Source organism: bacterium (genome assembly GCA_037147175.1).
GTDB lineage: Bacteria > Cyanobacteriota > Vampirovibrionia > Gastranaerophilales > UBA9971 > UBA9971.
Window position 1 is genome coordinate 39,099 of record JBAWVS010000010.1, and the last position, 19,075, is coordinate 58,173.

The following is a 19,075-nucleotide window of genomic DNA, read 5'->3' on the forward strand; positions in this document are numbered from 1 at the left end:
TTTGTTTTATTGATTATTCCATTTATATACTGATTTTTTATCAGGAGTACTATCAATAAAAGGGGCATAATTCGTAAAAGTTAAATCATTTTTTGTTCGCATTCTTTCCTTCATTTCTTCAAGCCATTGCAAATTTAGCTTGTCATCCTTGAAAACAGGCTGGACAATATCTCCCCATGAGTCAATTAGTACAGCTTTTTTTCCCCATGTTAAAGGGTTGCTTAAATTTGCATTTTTATCCAGCCCTACAACAACAAATACGTGATCTGAAGAGCATGAATTGTTTTTAATTTTTTTATCATAATAATCTAAAGGTGAGTCATAAAAACCTTTAGTGTCTTCAATTTCAGAAAAGGCTGCAATTAAGGCAAAATTTGTAATTTTTTTATTTTCAGCCAGATAATTTGCGGTCAATATAGCGTTTTCAGTACAATTTCCCATATGCATTATCGGAGCGTATTCACAGGTAATTTTTACAAAATCGTCAATGCTTTTTCCTTTTCTCTGCTTGTCTAAATATATCCTATCGCTCATTAATTTATGATTGAAATCGTGCAGCGAGTAGTCATCAGCAAATCTTGATTGATTAAACGAGTCCTCGTCAATTTTTTTAGTTGTAGAAAATAAATTCAAGTTTTTAACGTAACTATAGACTTCTTGGGCAAGCTTTAAATTATTATTAAGCTCTTTGTTAGAACCAAATGACAAAAACCTGGCTTTTATTGAGTCAGTAGGGATTTTTGCCAAAGGAATAAGATTATTGTCAAACATTTCATTTTTGGCAATGTTAGTTTGTTTAGCGCTGTTTTCACTGTTAGAATTTAAAATATTTGAATTAATTTTAAGAAGCTTGATATGCATAACTTATCTCAATTTGTTGAACATAAATTTATAAAACATCTCAAGTTGAAAAATTGCTAATAAAATAAAAATACTTGATAGAAAATCATGTTCATGGTTTTTTAGATAGTGTCACTTAATATGAGAAAGTATCTGTTTTCTATTGACAGTAGTTCTTTAGCAAATATGATAATAACTTATAGGTAAAGTGCCGGTGTAGCTCAACGGCAGAGCAACGGTTTTGTAAACCGTAGGTTGTAGGTTCGAATCCCATCACCGGCTGATTTCACTAAAATGGGTAGGTGCCCGAGTGGCTAATGGGGGTGGACTGTAAATCCACTGGCTTGCGCCTACGCTGGTTCGAATCCAGCCCTGCCCAATATTTTTTTCTTGCCGGACGGGGAAATACAAAATCCCCCAATGCAAGGGAACGAGTTCCAAAAACCAACAACGAAAACTCATTATTTCCGTTTAGGTTTTCTTCACTCCGGCCCGCATGCCCATGTAGCGCAGGGGTAGCGCATTCCCTTGGTAAGGGAAAGGTCACGAGTTCAAATCTCGTCATGGGCTGAATAATAACCCCACAAAGTAATGTGATACGAAATATAGACGGTATCAAACGATTGTTAATTTAAAAAGGAGAGTTTAAAATGGCTCGCGAAAAATTTGCAAGAACTAAACCACACGTTAACGTCGGTACAATAGGACACGTTGACCACGGTAAAACAACATTAACAGCTGCTATAACTGCAAGTTTAGCTGCTGTAGGACAAGCAACTGCTAAAAAATTCGATGAAATTGATGCAGCTCCTGAAGAAAAAGCAAGAGGAATTACGATTTCAACAGCACACGTTGAGTATGAAACAACTTCAAGACACTATGCTCACGTTGATTGCCCTGGACACGCAGATTATGTTAAAAACATGATCACCGGTGCTGCTCAGATGGATGGCGGTATCCTCGTTATATCTGCTGCTGACGGACCTATGCCTCAAACAAGAGAACATATTCTTTTAGCTCGTCAGGTTGGCGTACCTAAATTAGTAATATTTCTTAACAAATCTGACATGGTTGATGATGAAGAACTTTTAGACTTAGTTGAATTAGAATCAAGAGAACTTTTGAGCATGTACGAATTTGATGGAGACAATATTCCATTCATTCGCGGTTCAGCTTTAAAAGCACTCGAAGCAGTTCAAGCTAATCCTACAATTAAACGTGGCGAAGACAAATGGGTTGATAAAATATGGGAATTAATGGATGCAGTAGATGACTATATCCCAACTCCTGAAAGACAAATCGACTTACCATTCTTAATGCCTGTTGAAGATGTATTCTCAATCACAGGTAGAGGAACAGTTGCTACCGGAAGAGTAGAAAGAGGAAAAGTTAAAGTTGGCGAAGAAGTTGAACTTATCGGTTTCGGTGAAACAAGAAAAACAGTTGTTACCGGTGTTGAAATGTTCAGAAAAATGCTTGATGAAGGTCTTGCCGGAGATAACGTTGGTCTTTTGCTTAGAGGCGTTAACAAAGAGCAAATTGAAAGAGGTCAAGTACTTGCTAAACCAGGTTCAATTAAACCTCATACAAAATTCACAGCTAACGTGTACGTACTGAAAAAAGAAGAAGGCGGAAGACACACCCCATTCTTCCCGGGATACAGACCACAATTTTATATCAGAACAACTGACGTTACCGGTTCAATCAAATTTGAACAAGAAATGGTAATGCCTGGCGACAACGTAGTAATGGATATTGAATTAATCGCACCTGTAGCTATCGAGCAAGGTATGAGATTCGCTATTCGTGAAGGCGGAAGAACAGTTGGTGCCGGTGTTGTAGATAAAATCATTCAATAAGTTAAAGCAAGATTTGCGAATGCCTGAAAAGGCGTTCGCAAATTCATTAAATTAATTAAAGAAAGGTAGATATACTGAATCATGGCAACTAAGCAGCAAAAGCCACCAAAAAAACAAAGAATCAGAGTATGTTTAAAAGCATATGACCATCGTTTAATTGATGCTTCAGCAGAAAAAATTGTTGAAACAGCAAAACGCACTGACGCAAAGGTTGCCGGCCCAATTCCGCTACCTACTAAACGCAGAATATATTGTGTTTTGAAATCTCCTCACGTTGATAAAAAATCAAGAGAACATTTCGAAATGCGTATACACAAAAGAATAATAGATATTCACGAACCAACAAAGCAAACAACAGAAGAGCTTAGCAGATTAGATTTACCTGCCGGTGTTGACATTGAAGTTAAGTTGTAATACAACTAAATAAAATTGAATACATTAAGTAGTTGAATGTGATCTACGGCTTGGTAAAAAAGTTACGTAGCGCTCACAAAGAGAGGAAAATATAAAGTGACTCTAGGATTATATGGTGAAAAACTAGGGATGACTCAAATTTATACTGAAGAAGGTATAGTCATTCCTGTAACAGTAATAAAAGTTGAAAAATTAACAGTAACTCAGATTAAAACCAAAAAAACTGATGGCTATGATGCTATACAAGTTGGTTTTTATGAATGCAAAAAGAAAAAATTAACAAATGCGCAAATAGGGCATTTAGAGAATAATAAATTACCTACATTTAGACATTTAAAAGAATTTAAAGTAGAAAATGCTGCTGATTATAAAGTAGGTCAAGAAATTGATTTATCTGTTATGGAAAATGTTGAAAAAGTTGATGTAACAGGAAAATCAATAGGTAAAGGTTTTCAGGGAACAATAAAACGTCATAATTTTTCAAGAGGGCCAATGAGCCATGGTTCAAAGAACCATAGACTCCCTGGTTCTATTGGTGCAGGAACAACTCCCGGCAGAGTCTATAAAGGCTTAAAAATGGCGGGTAAAATGGGAAATAAACAAGTAACAGTAAGCAAACTTAAAGTTGCTAAAATCGACAAAGAAAGAAGTTTGTTACTTATAAAAGGATCTGTACCCGGTCCCGAAGGAAAAATTGTTAAAATTCAACCTTCGAGAACGGTATGGAATTCAAATAATAAATAAATTCAATCAAAAATCTGAATATAAATTTGAGGAAAAATATAATGTCAAAGCAGTTAATAATACATAATAGCGATGGAAGCGAATTAGGGCACATCGATATAGATGAAAAAGTATTTGGTGAAGAACCAAATGTTCATATTATGCACCTTGCGGTAAGACGTCAATTAAGTAACGCACGTTCAGGAAATGCTTGCACAAAAACACGTGCGGAAGTTCGTGGCGGCGGTAAAAAACCCTGGAAACAAAAAGGTACAGGCAGAGCAAGAGCAGGAAGTTTAAGAAGTCCTTTATTCGTTGGTGGTGGTGTAATATTTGGACCAAAACCTCGCGATTACAGTTTTTCAATGCCTGCAAAAGCAAGAAGACTGGCATTAAGATCAGCTTTATCTGCAAGAACAGAAAGCATTAAAGTAATAAAAGATTTTTCTGCTATAGCTACTCCAAAAACAAAAGAATTTATCAAAATATTGAATTCAATGACTTTGAGTGGAAAAATTCTCATTGTTGCAGATGTAAATAATGCAGAAAACCAGCACTTAAAATTATCGTCAAGTAATGTCCCTAACGTTAAGTTGATATTACCTTCAAACCTTAACGTGAAAGATCTTTTAGAAGCGGATAATATTGTTATAACTGAATCTGCAATAAAAGATATAACAGAGAGGTTAACAAAATAAATGAGTACTTTAAGACAAGAGCAAGAATACTTATATCAGGTGATTAAAAGACCGCTCGTAACAGAGAAGTCAAGCAGTCAAACATCATTAGGTAAATATACTTTTGAAGTATTGAGAGATGCAACAAAAATTGATATTCAAAAAGCTATAGAGCTTCTTTTTCCGGGAAGAAAAGTAAAGGAAGTAAGAACAATCTATATGCCAAGCAAAGAAAAAAGACGCGGCAAGAAAATGGGAAGAACTCAATCAGGTAAAAAAGCAATTGTAACCATTGAGGGTGAACCTATTGAAGAATTACTAGGAGCATAAAAATGGGTATTCGTAAAATAAAACCGACAACTCCCGGTCAAAGATGTGTAATGCTTAATGATTTTGCGGAATTAACAACCGATAAACCAGAAAAGTCATTACTGAAATTTAAAAATAAAAGATCCGGAAGAAATAATACAGGTAGAATAACCTGTCAACACAAAGGCGGCGGAAGCAGAAAAGCTTATAGGATTATTGATTTTAAAAGAAACAAACACAATATCCCTGCTGTAGTTAAAAGTATCGAGTATGATCCAAACAGAAATGTAAGAATTTCTTTGGTGGATTACGCAGATGGTGAAAAAAGATATATTCTTTCACCAAACGGTATTAAAATAGGCGATACACTTTTTAGCGGACCGGAGAGCGAAATCAGAACAGGTAATGCACTTCCATTAGAAAATATACCTCTTGGTACTATAGTTCATAATATCGAACTAATAGCCAAAAAAGGCGGTCAAATGGTAAGAAGTGCAGGAGTTGGCGCTCAGGTTATGGCTAAAGAAGGTGATTATGTTACCATAAAACTTCCAAGTTCAGAAATGAGAATGGTTCGTAAAGAATGTTACGCAACCATAGGTGTTTTGGGTAATTTAGACCATAAAAACCAGAGAATAGGTAAAGCTGGAAGAAACAGATGGAAAGGGATTAAGCCTACAGTCAGAGGTAGCGTTAAAAACCCTTGTGATCACCCACACGGCGGTGGAGAAGGTAAATGTCCTATAGGTGGACAACCGAAAACACCTTGGGGTAAACCTGCTTTGGGCTATAAAACAAGAAAACGTAAAGCATCTGATAGATTAATTGTCAGAAAACGTAAATAAGGAGAACTTAATTAATGTCTCGTTCATTAAAAAAAGGACCTTTCGTAGAAGAGTCATTGATGAAAAAAATCGAAAAGATGAATTCTGCAGGTGACAAAAAAGTCGTTAAAACCTGGTCAAGACCGTCAATGATTATTCCGGAAATGTTAAATCATACAATAGCTGTACATAACGGTAAAACACATGTTCCTATTTATATAACAGAACAAATGATAGGACATAGACTTGGTGAATTTGCCCCAACAAGGTTTTATCGCGGACATGCCGGTTCCGCTAAAACCGCAAAGAGGACATAAACAATGGAAGTAAAATCAAAAGAAAGTTATATTAGAATGCCTGCCAGAAAATTGCGCAGGGTAATAAACGAAGTGCGCGGCAAAAAAGTTCCGGATGCATTAAATATCCTTAAATTTATGCCGTATTTTGCAGCAAAAGTTGTTGAGAAAAATCTTGTCAATGCTGTTGCAAACGCATCTGAAAAGTGGGGTGTGGTTTCTGATAATTTAGTTGTATCTGAAATCTATGCTGATGAAGGTCCTACCTATAAAAGAGCAAAACCAAGAGCTCAAGGAAGAATCTACAAAATATTAAAACGCACCTCTCACTTAACCGTACAAGTAAAAGTAGTTGAAGAAAAAAAATAATCATTTAAATTCTCTCAACTTGTAATTTTAAAAAACAAGTACTTATATAAAAAGGAGGCTAACCCTTGGGTCAGAAAGTACATCCAACAGGATTCAGAATAGGCGTAATAAAACCTTGGTTAAGCAATTGGTACGCATCCAAAAATAATTATGCTGAATTATTAGACGAAGATAATAAAATTCGTAAATACATAAAGAAAAAATTATATTCTGCAAGCATTAGCAGAATAGTAATAGATAGAAAAGCAACAACTGTTAATGTTAATATAATTTCTGCAAAACCGGGAATTATAGTCGGCAGAGGCGGTCAAGGTATTGATGATTTAAGAAATGAATTGAACAAATTTGTTAAAAAACGTGTTCAAATCAACGTTCTTGAAGTTGCAAGAGTTGACGCTGATGCGCAGTTGGTAGCAGAATTTATCGCTCAACAACTCGAAAAAAGGGTTGTATTCAGAAGAGCAATGAAGCAAGCTATTCAAAGAGCTATGCGTTCAGGAATTCAGGGAATAAAAGTTGCAGTATCAGGTCGTTTAGGCGGAGCTGAAATTGCAAGAACCGAATGGGCTAAAGAAGGAAGAATCCCTCTTCAGACATTAAGAGCAGATGTTGATTATGGTTTTGCAGAAGCTGATACCATAATGGGGCTTATAGGTGTTAAAACCTGGATATTTAAAGGCGAAATCCTTCCCGGTGAAGCTGTAGATCAAAACATTAAGTCCAAAACAGCTGGCGGCCAAGAAGCACCGACTCAAAGAGCCGGCGGAAGACGCAGAGGAAAAAAACCATAAATCGCTAGAAGCGATAATCAGTATAAGCATTAGGAGCAAATTAAAATGTTAATGCCGAAAAGAACTAAATATAGAAAGCATATGCGTGGTAGAATGACAGGCACAGAAACCAGAGGCGTTGCTTTAGAATACGGAGAATACGGACTACAGGCTCTTGAACCGGCTTGGATCAACAGCAGACAAATTGAAGCTGCAAGACGAGCTATGACAAGATCTATTAAAAGAGGCGGTCGCGTATGGATTAAAATTTTTCCTGACAAAGTTGTTACTGCAAAACCTGCTGAAACAAGGATGGGTTCAGGAAAAGGCGCACCTGACTACTGGGTAGCAGTTGTAAAACCCGGTCGTATCTTATTTGAGATGAGCGGTGTAGACAGAGCTGTTGCACGAGAAGCTATGGAACTTGCTGCGCAAAAACTCCCAATTAAAGTTCGAGTCATCGAAAAACAATAATACAGGTATATAGCAAAGGTGATCAGGTCACCTGAAAAAATAATAGTGGTGGACAATATGAAATTACAAGAAATGAAAGATCACACCATAGAGGAATTAAAAGAACAGATTATTTCTCTAAGAAAAGATTTATTCGATCTAAGAATAAAAAAAGCAACATATAAATTAGAAAACACATCAGAAATTTCTAAAAAAAGACGTATGATTGCTCAAATCAAAACTGTTATAAAACAAAAACAGTTACAATTAGCAATATAAGTTAATTAATCCGTAAAAAATAAATATTCCAAAAGTTGAGGAAAATAGAATGCCTAAAAAGGAAAAAACAGGACTGGTTGTCAGTATAAAAATGGATAAAACCGTTGTTGTAAACGTTGCTGAGTACAAACCGCATCCAATTTACAAAAAAATTATTTCAACAACAAAAAAATATAAAGCACACAATACAGAATTTGTTTGTAATGTAGGCGATGAAGTCAAAATCGTTGAATGTAAGCCTATAAGTAAAACAAAATTGTGGCAATTAGCTGAAATTACTAAAAAAGCAACATAATAAAAAATTTATTTAAGTAAAAATGTTGTTGTGATAGAATTTCAAAATTGCAAGTAATAAAAACCCAGATAATTTCGAGATAATCCTAAGGTAAGGACAAAATAAAATGATACAACAGGAAACAAGATTAAAAGTAGCTGATAATACCGGAGCTAAAGAGCTTTTATGTATAAGAGTTCTTGGCAGTTCCAATCAACAATGTGCCGGAATCGGCGGTGTAATCGTTGCTACAGTAAAACAAGCATCACCGAACATGCCGGTAAAAAAATCTGATGTGGTTAAAGCTGTGGTAGTAAGAACAAAAACGACAGTAAAAAGACCTGATGGTACAAGCATTAGATTTGACGAAAATGCAGCTGTTATTATTAACAAAGACGGCAATCCAGTCGGAACTCGTGTTTTTGGGCCGGTAGCACGTGAATTGCGTGAAAAAAATTACATGAAAATTATTTCACTGGCACCAGAAGTTATTTAGGTGAAATACAACCCCGAAACTTAAATTATTCCAGATTTATTAAAACAAGGACTGCGTGAAACAATGAAAGAAAAAGGAAAAAAACTTCATATAAAAACCGGTGACAGAGTAATGGTAATTGCCGGCAAAGACAAAGGTAAAGTGTCAAATGTGAAGAAAGCTTTGCCTCAACAAAATAAAGTAATCGTTGAAGATGCGAATATGATCACAAAAGCAATGAAAGCAAATCCAATGGCAAACTTTCAAGGTGGTTTAATTAAAATGGAAGCACCTTTGAATGTATCAAAAGTAATGCTTTATTGTGCAAAATGTGAAAAACCGACCAGAATAAGTTATAAAGTACTCGAAAATGGTAAAAAAACCAGAGTATGTAAAAAATGTAGCGAACAATTTGACGTATAGCGTTTGTAATCTTCGGTGATCAATGAAAGCCGAAGAATCTGACAAAAAACGCATAAAATATATTCAGGTGCGTCGGAATGTACCAAACAAAAGAGGAAAAAATAAATGACAGTAGCAAAAAAATTAAAAAATCAGTATCACGAAGATGCAGTACCAAAATTAAAAGAAAAGTTTGGTTATAAAAATACTTATGAAATCCCAAAACTTGTAAAAGTTACAATAAACATGGGTGTCGGCGAAGCAGTACAGAATGTAAAAATGCTTGATGCCGCAGTAAAAGAACTTACTAAAATATCAGGTCAAAAACCTGTTATTACAAGAGCAAAAAAATCAATCGCAACCTACAAATTAAGACAGGGCATGCCCATAGGTACAATGGTTACCTTGAGAGGGCATAAAATGTATGATTTTCTTCAAAAATTAGTCTCCATTGCTCTTCCAAGAATTAGAGATTTTCGTGGAGTTAATGATAAAAGTTTTGACGGAAGAGGCAATTATTCTCTTGGATTAAAAGAACAAATGCTTTTCCCTGAAATTAAATATGATGATGTTGATGTTACAAGAGGCATGGATATTACTATTGTGACAACAGCAAAAACCGATGAAGAAGCAAAAGCTTTGCTTGCAGAGCTTGGAATGCCGTTCAGAAAAAGATAAATAACAACTAAAAAAACAAATTAAAATTAATATAAAAGGAGAAAATATCTTGGCTAAAAGGGCAATGATAATAAAAGAAAAAAAGAGAGAAGCCTTAGTTGCAGCGGGAAAATATCCAAAAGTAAAATTACATAACAGATGCAGCGTATGCGGCAGACCTAAAGGATTTCACAGAGATTTCGGTCTTTGCAGAATCCATTTAAGAGAATTTGCTCACAGAGGATTGCTGCCAGGAGTTACAAAATCAAGCTGGTAATAAGGTTTTAGATTGTCATGCAGGCATAGAACGCCTTATCTCAGTGACAAAAACAAATAAAACAAAGAGGAATAGATAAGAATGAACACAGATCCAATAGCAGATATGCTTACAAGAATAAGAAATGCCGGAATGGCTGATCATGCTTCAGTAGAAATGCCTTCTTCTAAATTAAAAGTAGAATTAGCAAAAGTACTAAAAGCTGAAGGATATATTTCGGAGTTTGCAGTAAAAGACGTTGACAAGTTTAAAATATTGTCAGTAGTTCTTAAATACAAAGAAAACGGCAAACCTATAATCAGCAAATTAAAAAGAGCCAGCAAACCCGGATTAAGGCTTTATATGAAGTCCAAAAATTTACCTAAAATATTAGGCGGGCTTGGTATTGCAATAGTAAGTACCAGCAGAGGTCTTTTAACAGACAGAAAAGCAAGAAAAGAAAACGTTGGCGGCGAAGTACTCTGTTACGTTTGGTAATTTCTTCAAAACTATAAAAAAGTAAACTAAAATATAAAATGGAGACCAATAAGATGTCCAGGATAGGAAAAGCTCCTGTTATAATACCGGATAAAGTAGATGTAAAGCTTGAAGGAAACCTTGTAAAAGTTTCCGGTCCTTTAGGCAATTTGGATTGTGAAATAAGACAAGAAATTTCAATTGTTAAAGAAGATAATAAATTAATTCTTAAACCTAACAATGATGAAAGAAAAACCGGTGCGCTTTATGGCTTAAGCAGAACTCTTGTAAATAATATGGTAGTTGGTGTAAGTCAGGGATTTACCAAAACACTTGAAATACAAGGTGTTGGTTACAAAGCAGTAAAAGAAGGCAATGTCTTGAACCTTTCATTAGGTTATAGTCATCCTGTAAAAATAGATCCGCCTGCAGGAATTGAAATAGTTCTTGAAAGTCCTACTAAAATTATTGTTAAAGGTTTTGATAAACAGCTTGTAGGTGATATTGCAGCTTTGATAAGAAGCAAAAGACCGCCTGAAGTCTACAAAGGAAAAGGAATCAGATATGCCGGTGAGCATGTAAGAAGAAAAGCCGGTAAAACAGGTAAAAAATAAGTTTTAATTCAAGGTGATAAAATGATTAAGAAAAAAGTAAGAAAATTAGTAACAGCAAAAAGACATAAAAGAATCAGAGTAACCCTTTCAGGTACTACTGAAAAACCAAGATTAGCTGTATACAGAAGCACTAAACATATTTATGCTCAAATTATTGATGACACAAAAGGCATTACTTTAGCTTCCGCAGGAAGTGTTGAACCTGTCGTGAAAGCATCAAGACCGCACGGTGGAAACGTCGAAGCTTCAAAAGAAATTGGAAAGCTTCTTGCTGAAAGAGCCATAAAAGCCGGAATAAGCAAAGTGGTATTTGATAGAGGCGGATACCTTTATCATGGCAGAATTGCTGCTTTAGCTGATGCGGCAAGAGAAGCAGGACTTGAATTCTAATATTTGGTACAGAATTAGAATTATATAATTTTGCAAATATAAAAAAGGTGAGTCTTGTAGATTCATCTTTTTTTATGATTATAATAAATTAAACAAAACTGAGTCAGAATTAAGAGGATATTTTTATGGAAGTATCAATAAATAAGCCGTTAAATTTAACAGTATGTTCACATCCGTTAATTTCAAATAATCTTGCTATATTAAGAAATAAAAATACTCCATCAGAAAAATTCCGAAATGCTGTGCAAAAGATTGCGCATGTACTGTTTTATAAAGCAACAAAAAATTTGCCTGTAAGCACGACTACCATTGAAACGCCTTTAATGAGTATGCAGGCAGAAATTATTGCTCCTGATGCGGAAATAATAATAGCACCGATATTAAGGGCTGGTTTGATTTTTTCTGATGCGGCTTTAGAAATTTTACCCCAGGCAAGAATTCATCATATAGGTTTATATAGAGATGAAGAAACCTTAAAGCCTGTTCCTTATTATAACAATTTACCGGATTCTTTTAAATCACCGGAAAAAACTTTTATTTATCTTTTAGACCCCATGCTTGCTACAGGCGGTTCAGCAGTTGCAGCTATTAAATTATTTACAGAGATGAATATTCCTCAAAAAAATATAACTTTTGTTTCTTTAATTTCTTCTCCGCAGGGAATTGATAAAATTAACTCTAAATACAATGGTATAAATATTGTTACAGCAAGTGTAGACACCAGATTAAACGAAATAGGATATATTTTGCCCGGCTTGGGAGATGCAGGCGACAGAGCGTTTAATACAAAATATTAGATAAAGATATAGTTTAATAATATTTATAAAGTATAATATAGTTTAGAATAGCATATTATACTTTATATGTTTTTGAGGAAATTAAATTGGGTTTTTGTATACAAATTTTAATTATAGTGATTTTAAGTTTTACAAGTTTTTCTGTTTCGGCTCAGGTACAGGAAGAAAATAATTTTCTTTCTATTCCCGATTTTACTATACACAGAGTTATACCTGAAAAGCCTGATAATTCTTTGTTGAATAATAAAAATGCAGTAAAAAAAGAAACACCAAAACTCAGGATAGTTGAGCAGCCTGAAAAAAAATTACAACTACAATCAAAAACAATTAGTGACAATAAGCAGAATAAACAAGTAGAAGTTTCTCAAAAAATTAAAGTAAAGATAGAACCGGCAAAAAATTATTCTGAGCAGTCAGTTTCTAAATCAATAAAACAAGAAATTGAGGATACTCAGAAAAAACCGGAAATGGAAAACAACTCAATTCAGCCGTTACAAGAGGCTAATCCTGAAGAATTTATTTCAAAAATAAACAAAATTAACGAAAAGAATCAGTCTTTGTCAAAAGGTAGTGTTGATAAAATTAATATTCGAGAAGAAAAAGGAAATGATTTTTTAAAAACTTTTTCAAGCTTAAGTATTGTAGTATTATTGATTTTTGTTTTTGCATGGGTATATGCAAGAGTGAAAGGCATAAATCCGACCGCAATTTTAACGGGAAAATTTTCGGAAAAAAATATGAACAGGTTTAATGTTTTGTCTACATCGACTCTAGGACAGGGAAAAGATATCCATCTCGTTGAGATTAACGGAAAACAACTTGTAATAGGAAGTACAGCCAATAATATAAATCTTTTGACAGAAATTCCGCCTGAAGAAATAGAAAAATTAAAAGAAATGAGTCAAAAAAATCAAGATACAGAAGAAACAGAACCTGTTAAACTGTCGGAAGAAGACGATTTTTATTTCGAATCCGTTGAAGAAGACGAATTTGTAGATCCTGAATATTATTCCTTAAAATATTCAGAAGTTTATAAAGATTATATTGATAACAAAGAAAACAAAAAAGATTCTGAAGAATAAGGGTTATTTTATTGCTAAACCTGGTGTTTCTTCGAGAGTATTTAGTGTTTCTTTTAAAATCTTGATTAATTTTGTATTAGCGCAGTCAGCAGAATTGAAAAAATATTTATCAAGTTCAAGATTGTTAATTACATCTTCTTTGTTTGGAAGTGTTTTGGTTACATAGTTTTTTGTGTAATTCCATGTTTGAGATTGAATATAATTTGATAAAAACAAGTTATTAACAACTCTTTTTCTTGTTTCAGCAGCTTTATTATTCAGAAGAATATAAGCTTCAGGATCATAATCTGTTTTTCCAAGTTCGCTAAGTTCGGTACAAATTTTTGCAAATTCATTGAAAAGTTCGGATAAATCAGGGCTTATTTGATCCAGTTCTTTGTAGGCCAGACCTATCTTTGAGAAAACATTTGTTAACGCTGAATTCCAGCCTTCTTTTGTTTCTGTGAAAACTGCTGAAGTTATATTATCAATATCGGGTTTTGCGGCTGATAATGTTTCAGCAAATTCAGAAAAAGCCATATATTCCATGCCGTTTATAAATGCACCTTTTAATGAAGTATTTATAACTGTTGCAAGATTAAGTTCTTCAGAAAAAATTTCGTTAAACTGTCTTATAAACCACGCATAATCAGTTCTTGTTATCAGGTCGTTGCCTTCTTTATCTTTAACATGAATTATTTTGTGTTTAATTTCTTCGGCAACATTTTCAATAGTTTGACCGTCAGCAAAAATTTTATTATCAATAAATGCAAGGTCTAAACCGGAAAAGGCGATTTGCCCAAAGCCCAAGGCTTTTGCAATATAATAACTTAATATTGAAACACTGCTTCCCGATTTATAAAATCCCGCATTTTCAGGACAGACGTCTTTAAAAAGCCTTGTAATTGAATCGGTTTCTGAAAAATAAATTATTTTTGTTTTTGATTTTAGTTTGTACAAGTCCTGATCAGTTTTTGCAAGCAAAATTAAGTTTGTTTTTTCAATAAAATTTTCTAAACCCTTGATTTGATCCAAACAATTTTGGGCATCAGCAAAAACTGTAAAGTCAGGAATAACACCGTTGTTAACAAGAGAATTAAAAGCTCTTCCTACGGCAATTGTCACAAATTTATCTTGATTTTCTTTGATTTTTTCAAGATCATCAGCTAAACTTGAACCTGCTGCAATTATTAAGGCTGTTTTATCGGCAAATTTCCCTTCGAAAAAGCCAAGAGGTCTTGCTTCGGAAAAATGAACAAAATTTCTTATAAAATTTTCTGTCCAAAGCCAGCTGAATTTTAGTATAGTATTTTCATCATTTCCTCTACCTTCAACTATTTCAAATGTTTTTGAAGTCAAATCCTGAAGAAGTTCTTGATTTACCAGAGCATATTGATTTAAGAACAAAAATTCCACCCTGTCATTGGAAAGATATTCTTTTTGCAATTTATCGTAAATATCACCGACATTATCAGTAATATAAACTCTCTCATCTGAAAGTTCATTGGAAAAATCGACATGTTCAAGTACAAATCTTAAAACTTCAATAAAAGGTTCAATTATGAAAATTTTTGACTCGGAGTTAACATAAGCTCTTTTGAACAAATATCCAAGTCCCAGTCCAAAGACTATTTGGATATCATTTTTTTTAAGATTATTTTTTATAGTTCTGTTCCATGTGGTTTTCGACTCTCTTACAGGATCTATAGGGCTGTGAAGAGTTGTGTTTTTATAAGAAATAATTAAATCTTTGCTTTCTGATTCAAATACTTCTATTCCTATTATAGAGTTTATATCAATTTTCTCAAGCCTGTCAGCCAGTTTTGAATTTTTTATTCTTATAGTGTCTAAATTTTTTTTAAACATTTTACCCTCTATTCTTTTGTTATTAAAAGAGAATCAATAACTTCTCTAAAAACCCCGTTTCCCGCAGAAGCAGTTGTTATTAGAATATTTTTAATATCTTTTACCTTATAATTCGCCTCAGGAACTGTAATAGGAGTCCCGACCCATTCCAAGGCAGAAATGTCATTTATGTCATCACCAATAAAGCAGATTTCGTCTTGAGAAAGCTGATATTTTTCCGCAATCGATTGCAGGGCAGAAAGTTTGTCTTTTATTCCCTGATGAACATCTTCCAGACGAAATTTATCGGCAAGTTTATTAATGATTTTGTTTTTTTCTCCTGAAATTATTGCAATTTTATAGCCGTTTTTTACGGCAAGAGAAATCCCCATTATGTCTTTAAAATTGATTCTTTTGATTTCTTCGTCAGAAACAGATGAATAAAAAACATATCCGTCTGTTAAAACACCATCAAAATCTGTTGCAATTAATTTTATGCCCTCTTTAAGCTTTAACAGCATTAATTTACGCTTAACCTTATCTTTTAAACTCATTACTTTGAAATCCTGATTTATTATATCATAACACCCCTCTTCTATTTATCGGTTTATTATATTAGTTATACCTTTTTATTTTCTATTTTCTTTTTCAAATTGGTGCTTAAGACAAAAACCCGGCATACGCAAATTGTCTGTTTCTTAGAATCTATGGTAATATTATATTTATACTAAAATGAGTTTATATTTTCGAAAACTCATCGTTTCCGAAAATAACGCTCCTACTATCGAATACCGCTTTTTATCTGTAGTTAAAATCCTAAATTTATTTTTGAAGCGGTATACTAATTTTCGAAAGTATTTTTGGGTTGAATGATTAAAAATGTCTGTGAAAAAAAATAAAAAAGATTTTAAAATTTTATTTGTCTCTTTTTTTAATGGAGAAGCTTTAGGAACAAGACTTTTATTTTCAATTCTTCACAATCTCGGATATAATACAAAATTATTATTTTTTAAAGTTCCATTTCAAAATAAGCATGCAACCTCTCAGGACGTTTCAGAGGAAGAATTAAAGCTGTTCGATGATTTTGTATTGGAATATAAACCTGACTTAATTGCATTTAGTCTGGTTTCTTCTGTTTTTGGTCTGTATAAAAAAATCTATAATAGAATTAAAAATCTGAGTGATTTTAAAATATTAATAGGCGGATGGCAAGCATCATTAAATCCCGATGAATGTATAAAATATTCTGATCTTGTTTGTATTGGCGAAGGCGAGGAGGCGATAGAAGAACTCGTCGACAAATTGTATAACAATTTGCCTATAGACTCAATCCAAAATTTCTGGAGAAAAAAAGAAGATAAAATTATTAAAAATACTCCAAGACCAATTTTAAATAATTTGAGCAAATATCCTGTGTCTGTATTTGATGATGATTTGAGCAGTTATATCGAAAATAATGAGCTGGTAAATAAAGAAGTTTATAAATTAAATACAAGATACGGAATTATTGCAGGAAGAGGTTGTCCTTACAGATGTACTTATTGTTCAAATGTTTATATGGCACAAAATGTATATCCTGACAATTGGTGCAAAATCAGATACAGAAATCCTGATCATGTAATGTCAGAGCTGCTCGAAGTTAAGAAAACGCTGCCCGAAATTGAAAGAATAAATTTTTATGATGAAGTGCTAATACCAAGTAAAGAATGGGCTAATGCTTTTTTTCCAAGATACAAAAATGAAATTGATTTGCCATTTTACTGCATGTTTTTTCCGGGTACGGCAACTGAGGAATTAATAAAATTGTTAAAAGATTCTCTTTTAGCGGGTGTATGGATTGGAATACAATCAGGTTCAGAAAAAATCAGGAAAAATATATTTAAAAGACATTACAAAAATTCAGTTGTTATTGAACAAGCAAATTTGTTCAAAAAATATGATATCAGTGTAAGATATGATTTTATTTTTGATAATCCTTTTCAAACCTTTGAAGATTCACTAGAATCAATTCAATTAATGCTGGAATTGCCGCAACCGTATTCGATGAATTTATTTTCTTTAAAATATTTCCCTAATACTGAAATCACAGAGATGGCTTTAGACGCAGGTTTTATTAGTTCTAAAGATCTCGATGACAAACGTTCAGCAGATAGGGACGGTTATTGGATAAAGCTAAACAATGAAAACACTGACAATAATTTTATAAATCATGTCGTTTATTATATTAATAAAATGGCTTCACAATCAAAACTTGATAAAAAAGAAATTTATGAAGCTATCGAGGAATATAAACTTTCTAATAAACTGGATTTTATTAGAAAAAAGCTTGAACTTTAGAGCTTAACCGATTTATTTTTTTTGCCTAGACAATATTATGTGCGGTTTTTACTTTTCTTAATTTTGCAAGGATAGGTTTTTCGCTTTCATATACTATTTTATGCCCATCTCCTAACATAGCCGGCATTTGTTTTATGTCCCTGACTAATCTGTAAAGTCCTAAAGGCTCAAGGCTTGCGGCATGGTCGCTGCCCCACATTGTTCTGTCCAGAGTAATATGTCTTTCAATAGAGCATGCACCTATTGAGGCAGCTACTAAAGAAGGGATTAATCCTCTTTCATGCCCACTATATCCTATTGGATAGTTATACCTGTTAATAAAATCAAGAATAACAAGTAAATTGGTTTCATTATTGTCTGTAGGATAAGTAGATGTGCAATGATACAGGATTATATTTTCAGAGTTTATAACTTTTAAAGCGTGATCAATTTCTTCTATAGTACTCATTCCTGTAGAAATAAGCAAAGGTTTGCCTTTTGAGGCTGTATGTCTTAATAAATCATCATCAGTCAAAGTTGCAGACGCAATTTTATAACATGGCGGATTAAAATACTCTATAAAATCAACAGAATTTTTATCCCAGCATGAGGCAAGCCACATAATCCCTTTTTTTGTACAATAATCATCGATTTCTTCATAATCTTCAAATTTTAATTCAAGACCTCTTTTTAAATCGCCGTTTGTTTCTCCAAAATGATTGGGTCTTTGCATGGCGAGTTCTTCGGGGGTATAAACAAAATCAACTGTTCTTTTTTGGAATTTAACCGCATCACATCCTGACGAAGCAGCGATATCAATCAGTTTTTTCGCGGTTTTCACACAACCGTTGTGATTAATCCCTATCTCAGCAATTACAAAACAAGGTTGTCCCTTTCCGATTAATTTATTGCCTACTTTTACTGTTTTACCCATATACTCGCTTTACCCCCGTTCATTAAATAGCAGACGTCCCCTTTTGTAACCGTTTGACTCTTTAAGTTTTTTAAACTTTTATTGTCCTTATAGACGTATTTAATATATTAACACTCTTGAGTTTGAAATTCTTGCATTATTTAGATGAAAAATAAAAAACAAAAAATGAATATAACTTATTGATAGTTAATTAATAAAACAAATTGTTTTTGATTTAACAAAAGTTTAAATATGTTCTAAAAAATTTTATTTTGATTATAATAATATTGTTAATTTATTAATTAATGGTTTTTATTTAAGGGAATTGATAAAAAATCGTCCCTGTGAAAGGAGAAATTGATGAAAGTAAAGATTGAAGATGGTTGTATAGCTTGTGGTGCTTGCGAATCTATTTGCGAAGCAGTTTTCACAGTAGAAGATATTGCTGTGGTTAATGAAGCTAATATCGCCGGCAACGAAGAATGTGTTAAAGAAGCTGCAGAAGCTTGTCCTGTAAGTGTAATCGTTATTGAGTAATAATATTAAGTATTAAATTAATAACAAATTGAAATTAAAAAGTCTCCGCAATAAACAGCGGGGACTTTTTAATAGATTTAGGATATTTTCGGGTATATCGGAAGACAAGAGAACTGATTTTCTTCTCTTGTATAATCAGTCTCGGATTTATGTCTTGTTGAAGTTCTTGTGCCGGGAACAACACTGCCTATTGTTTTAAATTTATCTTTTATTGGGGGAAAGTTTTTGAATTGAGTTAACTGTATCTG

General features: G+C 33.3%; 27 protein-coding genes and 3 tRNA genes. 26 read left to right on the forward strand and 4 right to left on the reverse strand.

Annotation, left to right across the window (positions count from 1 at the left end; translation table 11 throughout):
* Positions 1–6 precede the first annotated feature (6 nt).
* Positions 7–861 carry a hypothetical protein gene (locus tag WCG23_03970; protein MEI8389027.1) on the reverse strand — a complete coding sequence of 285 codons (855 nt, stop codon included), beginning with the start codon at positions 859–861 and terminating at the stop codon, positions 7–9.
* A 189-nt stretch (positions 862–1,050) separates the two neighbouring features.
* Here WCG23_03970 and WCG23_03975 point away from each other — a divergent pair.
* The 24 genes from WCG23_03975 (at position 1,051) to WCG23_04090 (ending at position 13,237) form a co-directional block, all read left to right on the forward strand.
* Positions 1,051–1,122 (forward strand) — tRNA-Thr (locus WCG23_03975).
* A gap of 14 nt (positions 1,123–1,136) precedes the next feature.
* Positions 1,137–1,219: transfer RNA gene (locus tag WCG23_03980), tRNA-Tyr, on the forward strand.
* A gap of 119 nt (positions 1,220–1,338) precedes the next feature.
* A tRNA-Thr gene (locus WCG23_03985) sits at positions 1,339–1,410 on the forward strand.
* A gap of 80 nt (positions 1,411–1,490) precedes the next feature.
* On the forward strand, positions 1,491–2,699 hold the full coding sequence (tuf, locus tag WCG23_03990; protein MEI8389028.1) for an elongation factor Tu: 1,209 nt from the start codon (positions 1,491–1,493) through the stop codon (positions 2,697–2,699).
* 81 nt (positions 2,700–2,780) lie between these two features.
* Positions 2,781–3,113, forward strand: a complete 333-nt coding sequence (rpsJ, locus tag WCG23_03995) for a 30S ribosomal protein S10 (GenBank protein ID MEI8389029.1) — start codon at positions 2,781–2,783, stop codon at positions 3,111–3,113.
* A 96-nt stretch (positions 3,114–3,209) separates the two neighbouring features.
* On the forward strand, positions 3,210–3,857 hold the full coding sequence (gene rplC, locus WCG23_04000; GenBank protein ID MEI8389030.1) for a 50S ribosomal protein L3: 648 nt from the start codon (positions 3,210–3,212) through the stop codon (positions 3,855–3,857).
* Between the two features lie 41 nt (positions 3,858–3,898).
* The gene (gene rplD / locus WCG23_04005) at positions 3,899–4,534 is read left to right on the forward strand and encodes a 50S ribosomal protein L4 (GenBank protein ID MEI8389031.1); all 636 of its coding nucleotides are present in this window, start codon (positions 3,899–3,901) and stop codon (positions 4,532–4,534) included.
* Entirely contained in the window at positions 4,535–4,843 is a 309-nt protein-coding gene (rplW, locus tag WCG23_04010; GenBank protein ID MEI8389032.1) for a 50S ribosomal protein L23, read from the forward strand. It abuts the gene before it with no gap.
* Positions 4,844–4,845: 2 nt separating this feature from the next.
* Positions 4,846–5,667 carry a 50S ribosomal protein L2 gene (gene rplB, locus WCG23_04015; protein MEI8389033.1) on the forward strand — a complete coding sequence of 274 codons (822 nt, stop codon included), beginning with the start codon at positions 4,846–4,848 and terminating at the stop codon, positions 5,665–5,667.
* 14 nt (positions 5,668–5,681) lie between these two features.
* Positions 5,682–5,963, forward strand: a complete 282-nt coding sequence (rpsS, locus tag WCG23_04020) for a 30S ribosomal protein S19 (protein MEI8389034.1) — start codon at positions 5,682–5,684, stop codon at positions 5,961–5,963.
* A 3-nt stretch (positions 5,964–5,966) separates the two neighbouring features.
* Positions 5,967–6,311 carry a 50S ribosomal protein L22 gene (gene rplV / locus WCG23_04025; GenBank protein ID MEI8389035.1) on the forward strand — a complete coding sequence of 115 codons (345 nt, stop codon included), beginning with the start codon at positions 5,967–5,969 and terminating at the stop codon, positions 6,309–6,311.
* Positions 6,312–6,376: 65 nt separating this feature from the next.
* Complete coding sequence (gene rpsC / locus WCG23_04030; protein MEI8389036.1) at positions 6,377–7,102, forward strand: 30S ribosomal protein S3; 726 nt, start codon at positions 6,377–6,379, stop codon at positions 7,100–7,102.
* Positions 7,103–7,147: 45 nt separating this feature from the next.
* Positions 7,148–7,555: a 50S ribosomal protein L16 gene (gene rplP / locus WCG23_04035; protein MEI8389037.1), complete on the forward strand. Its 408-nt coding sequence runs from the start codon at positions 7,148–7,150 to the stop codon at positions 7,553–7,555.
* Positions 7,556–7,612: 57 nt separating this feature from the next.
* Entirely contained in the window at positions 7,613–7,813 is a 201-nt protein-coding gene (gene rpmC / locus WCG23_04040; protein MEI8389038.1) for a 50S ribosomal protein L29, read from the forward strand.
* Positions 7,814–7,862: 49 nt separating this feature from the next.
* The gene (rpsQ, locus tag WCG23_04045; protein MEI8389039.1) at positions 7,863–8,108 is read left to right on the forward strand and encodes a 30S ribosomal protein S17; all 246 of its coding nucleotides are present in this window, start codon (positions 7,863–7,865) and stop codon (positions 8,106–8,108) included.
* Positions 8,109–8,214: 106 nt separating this feature from the next.
* Positions 8,215–8,583, forward strand: coding sequence for a 50S ribosomal protein L14 (gene rplN, locus WCG23_04050; protein ID MEI8389040.1), 369 nt, complete (start codon positions 8,215–8,217; stop codon positions 8,581–8,583).
* 63 nt (positions 8,584–8,646) lie between these two features.
* Positions 8,647–8,985 carry a 50S ribosomal protein L24 gene (gene rplX, locus WCG23_04055; GenBank protein ID MEI8389041.1) on the forward strand — a complete coding sequence of 113 codons (339 nt, stop codon included), beginning with the start codon at positions 8,647–8,649 and terminating at the stop codon, positions 8,983–8,985.
* A gap of 105 nt (positions 8,986–9,090) precedes the next feature.
* Complete coding sequence (rplE, locus tag WCG23_04060; GenBank protein MEI8389042.1) at positions 9,091–9,642, forward strand: 50S ribosomal protein L5; 552 nt, start codon at positions 9,091–9,093, stop codon at positions 9,640–9,642.
* 49 nt (positions 9,643–9,691) lie between these two features.
* A complete protein-coding gene (locus WCG23_04065) occupies positions 9,692–9,898 on the forward strand; it encodes a type Z 30S ribosomal protein S14 (GenBank protein MEI8389043.1) in 207 nt (68 codons plus the stop codon).
* 81 nt (positions 9,899–9,979) lie between these two features.
* On the forward strand, positions 9,980–10,375 hold the full coding sequence (gene rpsH, locus WCG23_04070) for a 30S ribosomal protein S8 (protein MEI8389044.1): 396 nt from the start codon (positions 9,980–9,982) through the stop codon (positions 10,373–10,375).
* A gap of 53 nt (positions 10,376–10,428) precedes the next feature.
* Positions 10,429–10,968: a 50S ribosomal protein L6 gene (gene rplF, locus WCG23_04075; protein ID MEI8389045.1), complete on the forward strand. Its 540-nt coding sequence runs from the start codon at positions 10,429–10,431 to the stop codon at positions 10,966–10,968.
* Between the two features lie 21 nt (positions 10,969–10,989).
* Positions 10,990–11,358, forward strand: a complete 369-nt coding sequence (gene rplR / locus WCG23_04080; GenBank protein ID MEI8389046.1) for a 50S ribosomal protein L18 — start codon at positions 10,990–10,992, stop codon at positions 11,356–11,358.
* Positions 11,359–11,483: 125 nt separating this feature from the next.
* The gene (gene upp / locus WCG23_04085) at positions 11,484–12,155 is read left to right on the forward strand and encodes a uracil phosphoribosyltransferase (protein ID MEI8389047.1); all 672 of its coding nucleotides are present in this window, start codon (positions 11,484–11,486) and stop codon (positions 12,153–12,155) included.
* 86 nt (positions 12,156–12,241) lie between these two features.
* Entirely contained in the window at positions 12,242–13,237 is a 996-nt protein-coding gene (locus WCG23_04090; protein MEI8389048.1) for a flagellar biosynthetic protein FliO, read from the forward strand.
* 3 nt (positions 13,238–13,240) lie between these two features.
* On the opposite strand, the gene WCG23_04095 is transcribed toward WCG23_04090, so the two are convergent.
* Together WCG23_04095 and WCG23_04100 are read right to left on the reverse strand one after the other, a co-directional pair.
* Positions 13,241–15,082: a 6-hydroxymethylpterin diphosphokinase MptE-like protein gene (locus tag WCG23_04095; protein MEI8389049.1), complete on the reverse strand. Its 1,842-nt coding sequence runs from the start codon at positions 15,080–15,082 to the stop codon at positions 13,241–13,243.
* Positions 15,083–15,090: 8 nt separating this feature from the next.
* The gene (locus WCG23_04100; protein MEI8389050.1) at positions 15,091–15,615 is read right to left on the reverse strand and encodes an HAD hydrolase family protein; all 525 of its coding nucleotides are present in this window, start codon (positions 15,613–15,615) and stop codon (positions 15,091–15,093) included.
* Between the two features lie 325 nt (positions 15,616–15,940).
* Here WCG23_04100 and WCG23_04105 point away from each other — a divergent pair, with 325 nt between their 5' ends.
* The gene (locus WCG23_04105; GenBank protein ID MEI8389051.1) at positions 15,941–17,398 is read left to right on the forward strand and encodes a B12-binding domain-containing radical SAM protein; all 1,458 of its coding nucleotides are present in this window, start codon (positions 15,941–15,943) and stop codon (positions 17,396–17,398) included.
* 25 nt (positions 17,399–17,423) lie between these two features.
* On the opposite strand, the gene WCG23_04110 is transcribed toward WCG23_04105, so the two are convergent.
* Positions 17,424–18,311 carry an N-acetylneuraminate synthase family protein gene (locus WCG23_04110; protein MEI8389052.1) on the reverse strand — a complete coding sequence of 296 codons (888 nt, stop codon included), beginning with the start codon at positions 18,309–18,311 and terminating at the stop codon, positions 17,424–17,426.
* A 339-nt stretch (positions 18,312–18,650) separates the two neighbouring features.
* Here WCG23_04110 and WCG23_04115 point away from each other — a divergent pair, with 339 nt between their 5' ends.
* A complete protein-coding gene (locus WCG23_04115; GenBank protein MEI8389053.1) occupies positions 18,651–18,827 on the forward strand; it encodes a ferredoxin in 177 nt (58 codons plus the stop codon).
* Positions 18,828–19,075 lie beyond the last annotated feature (248 nt).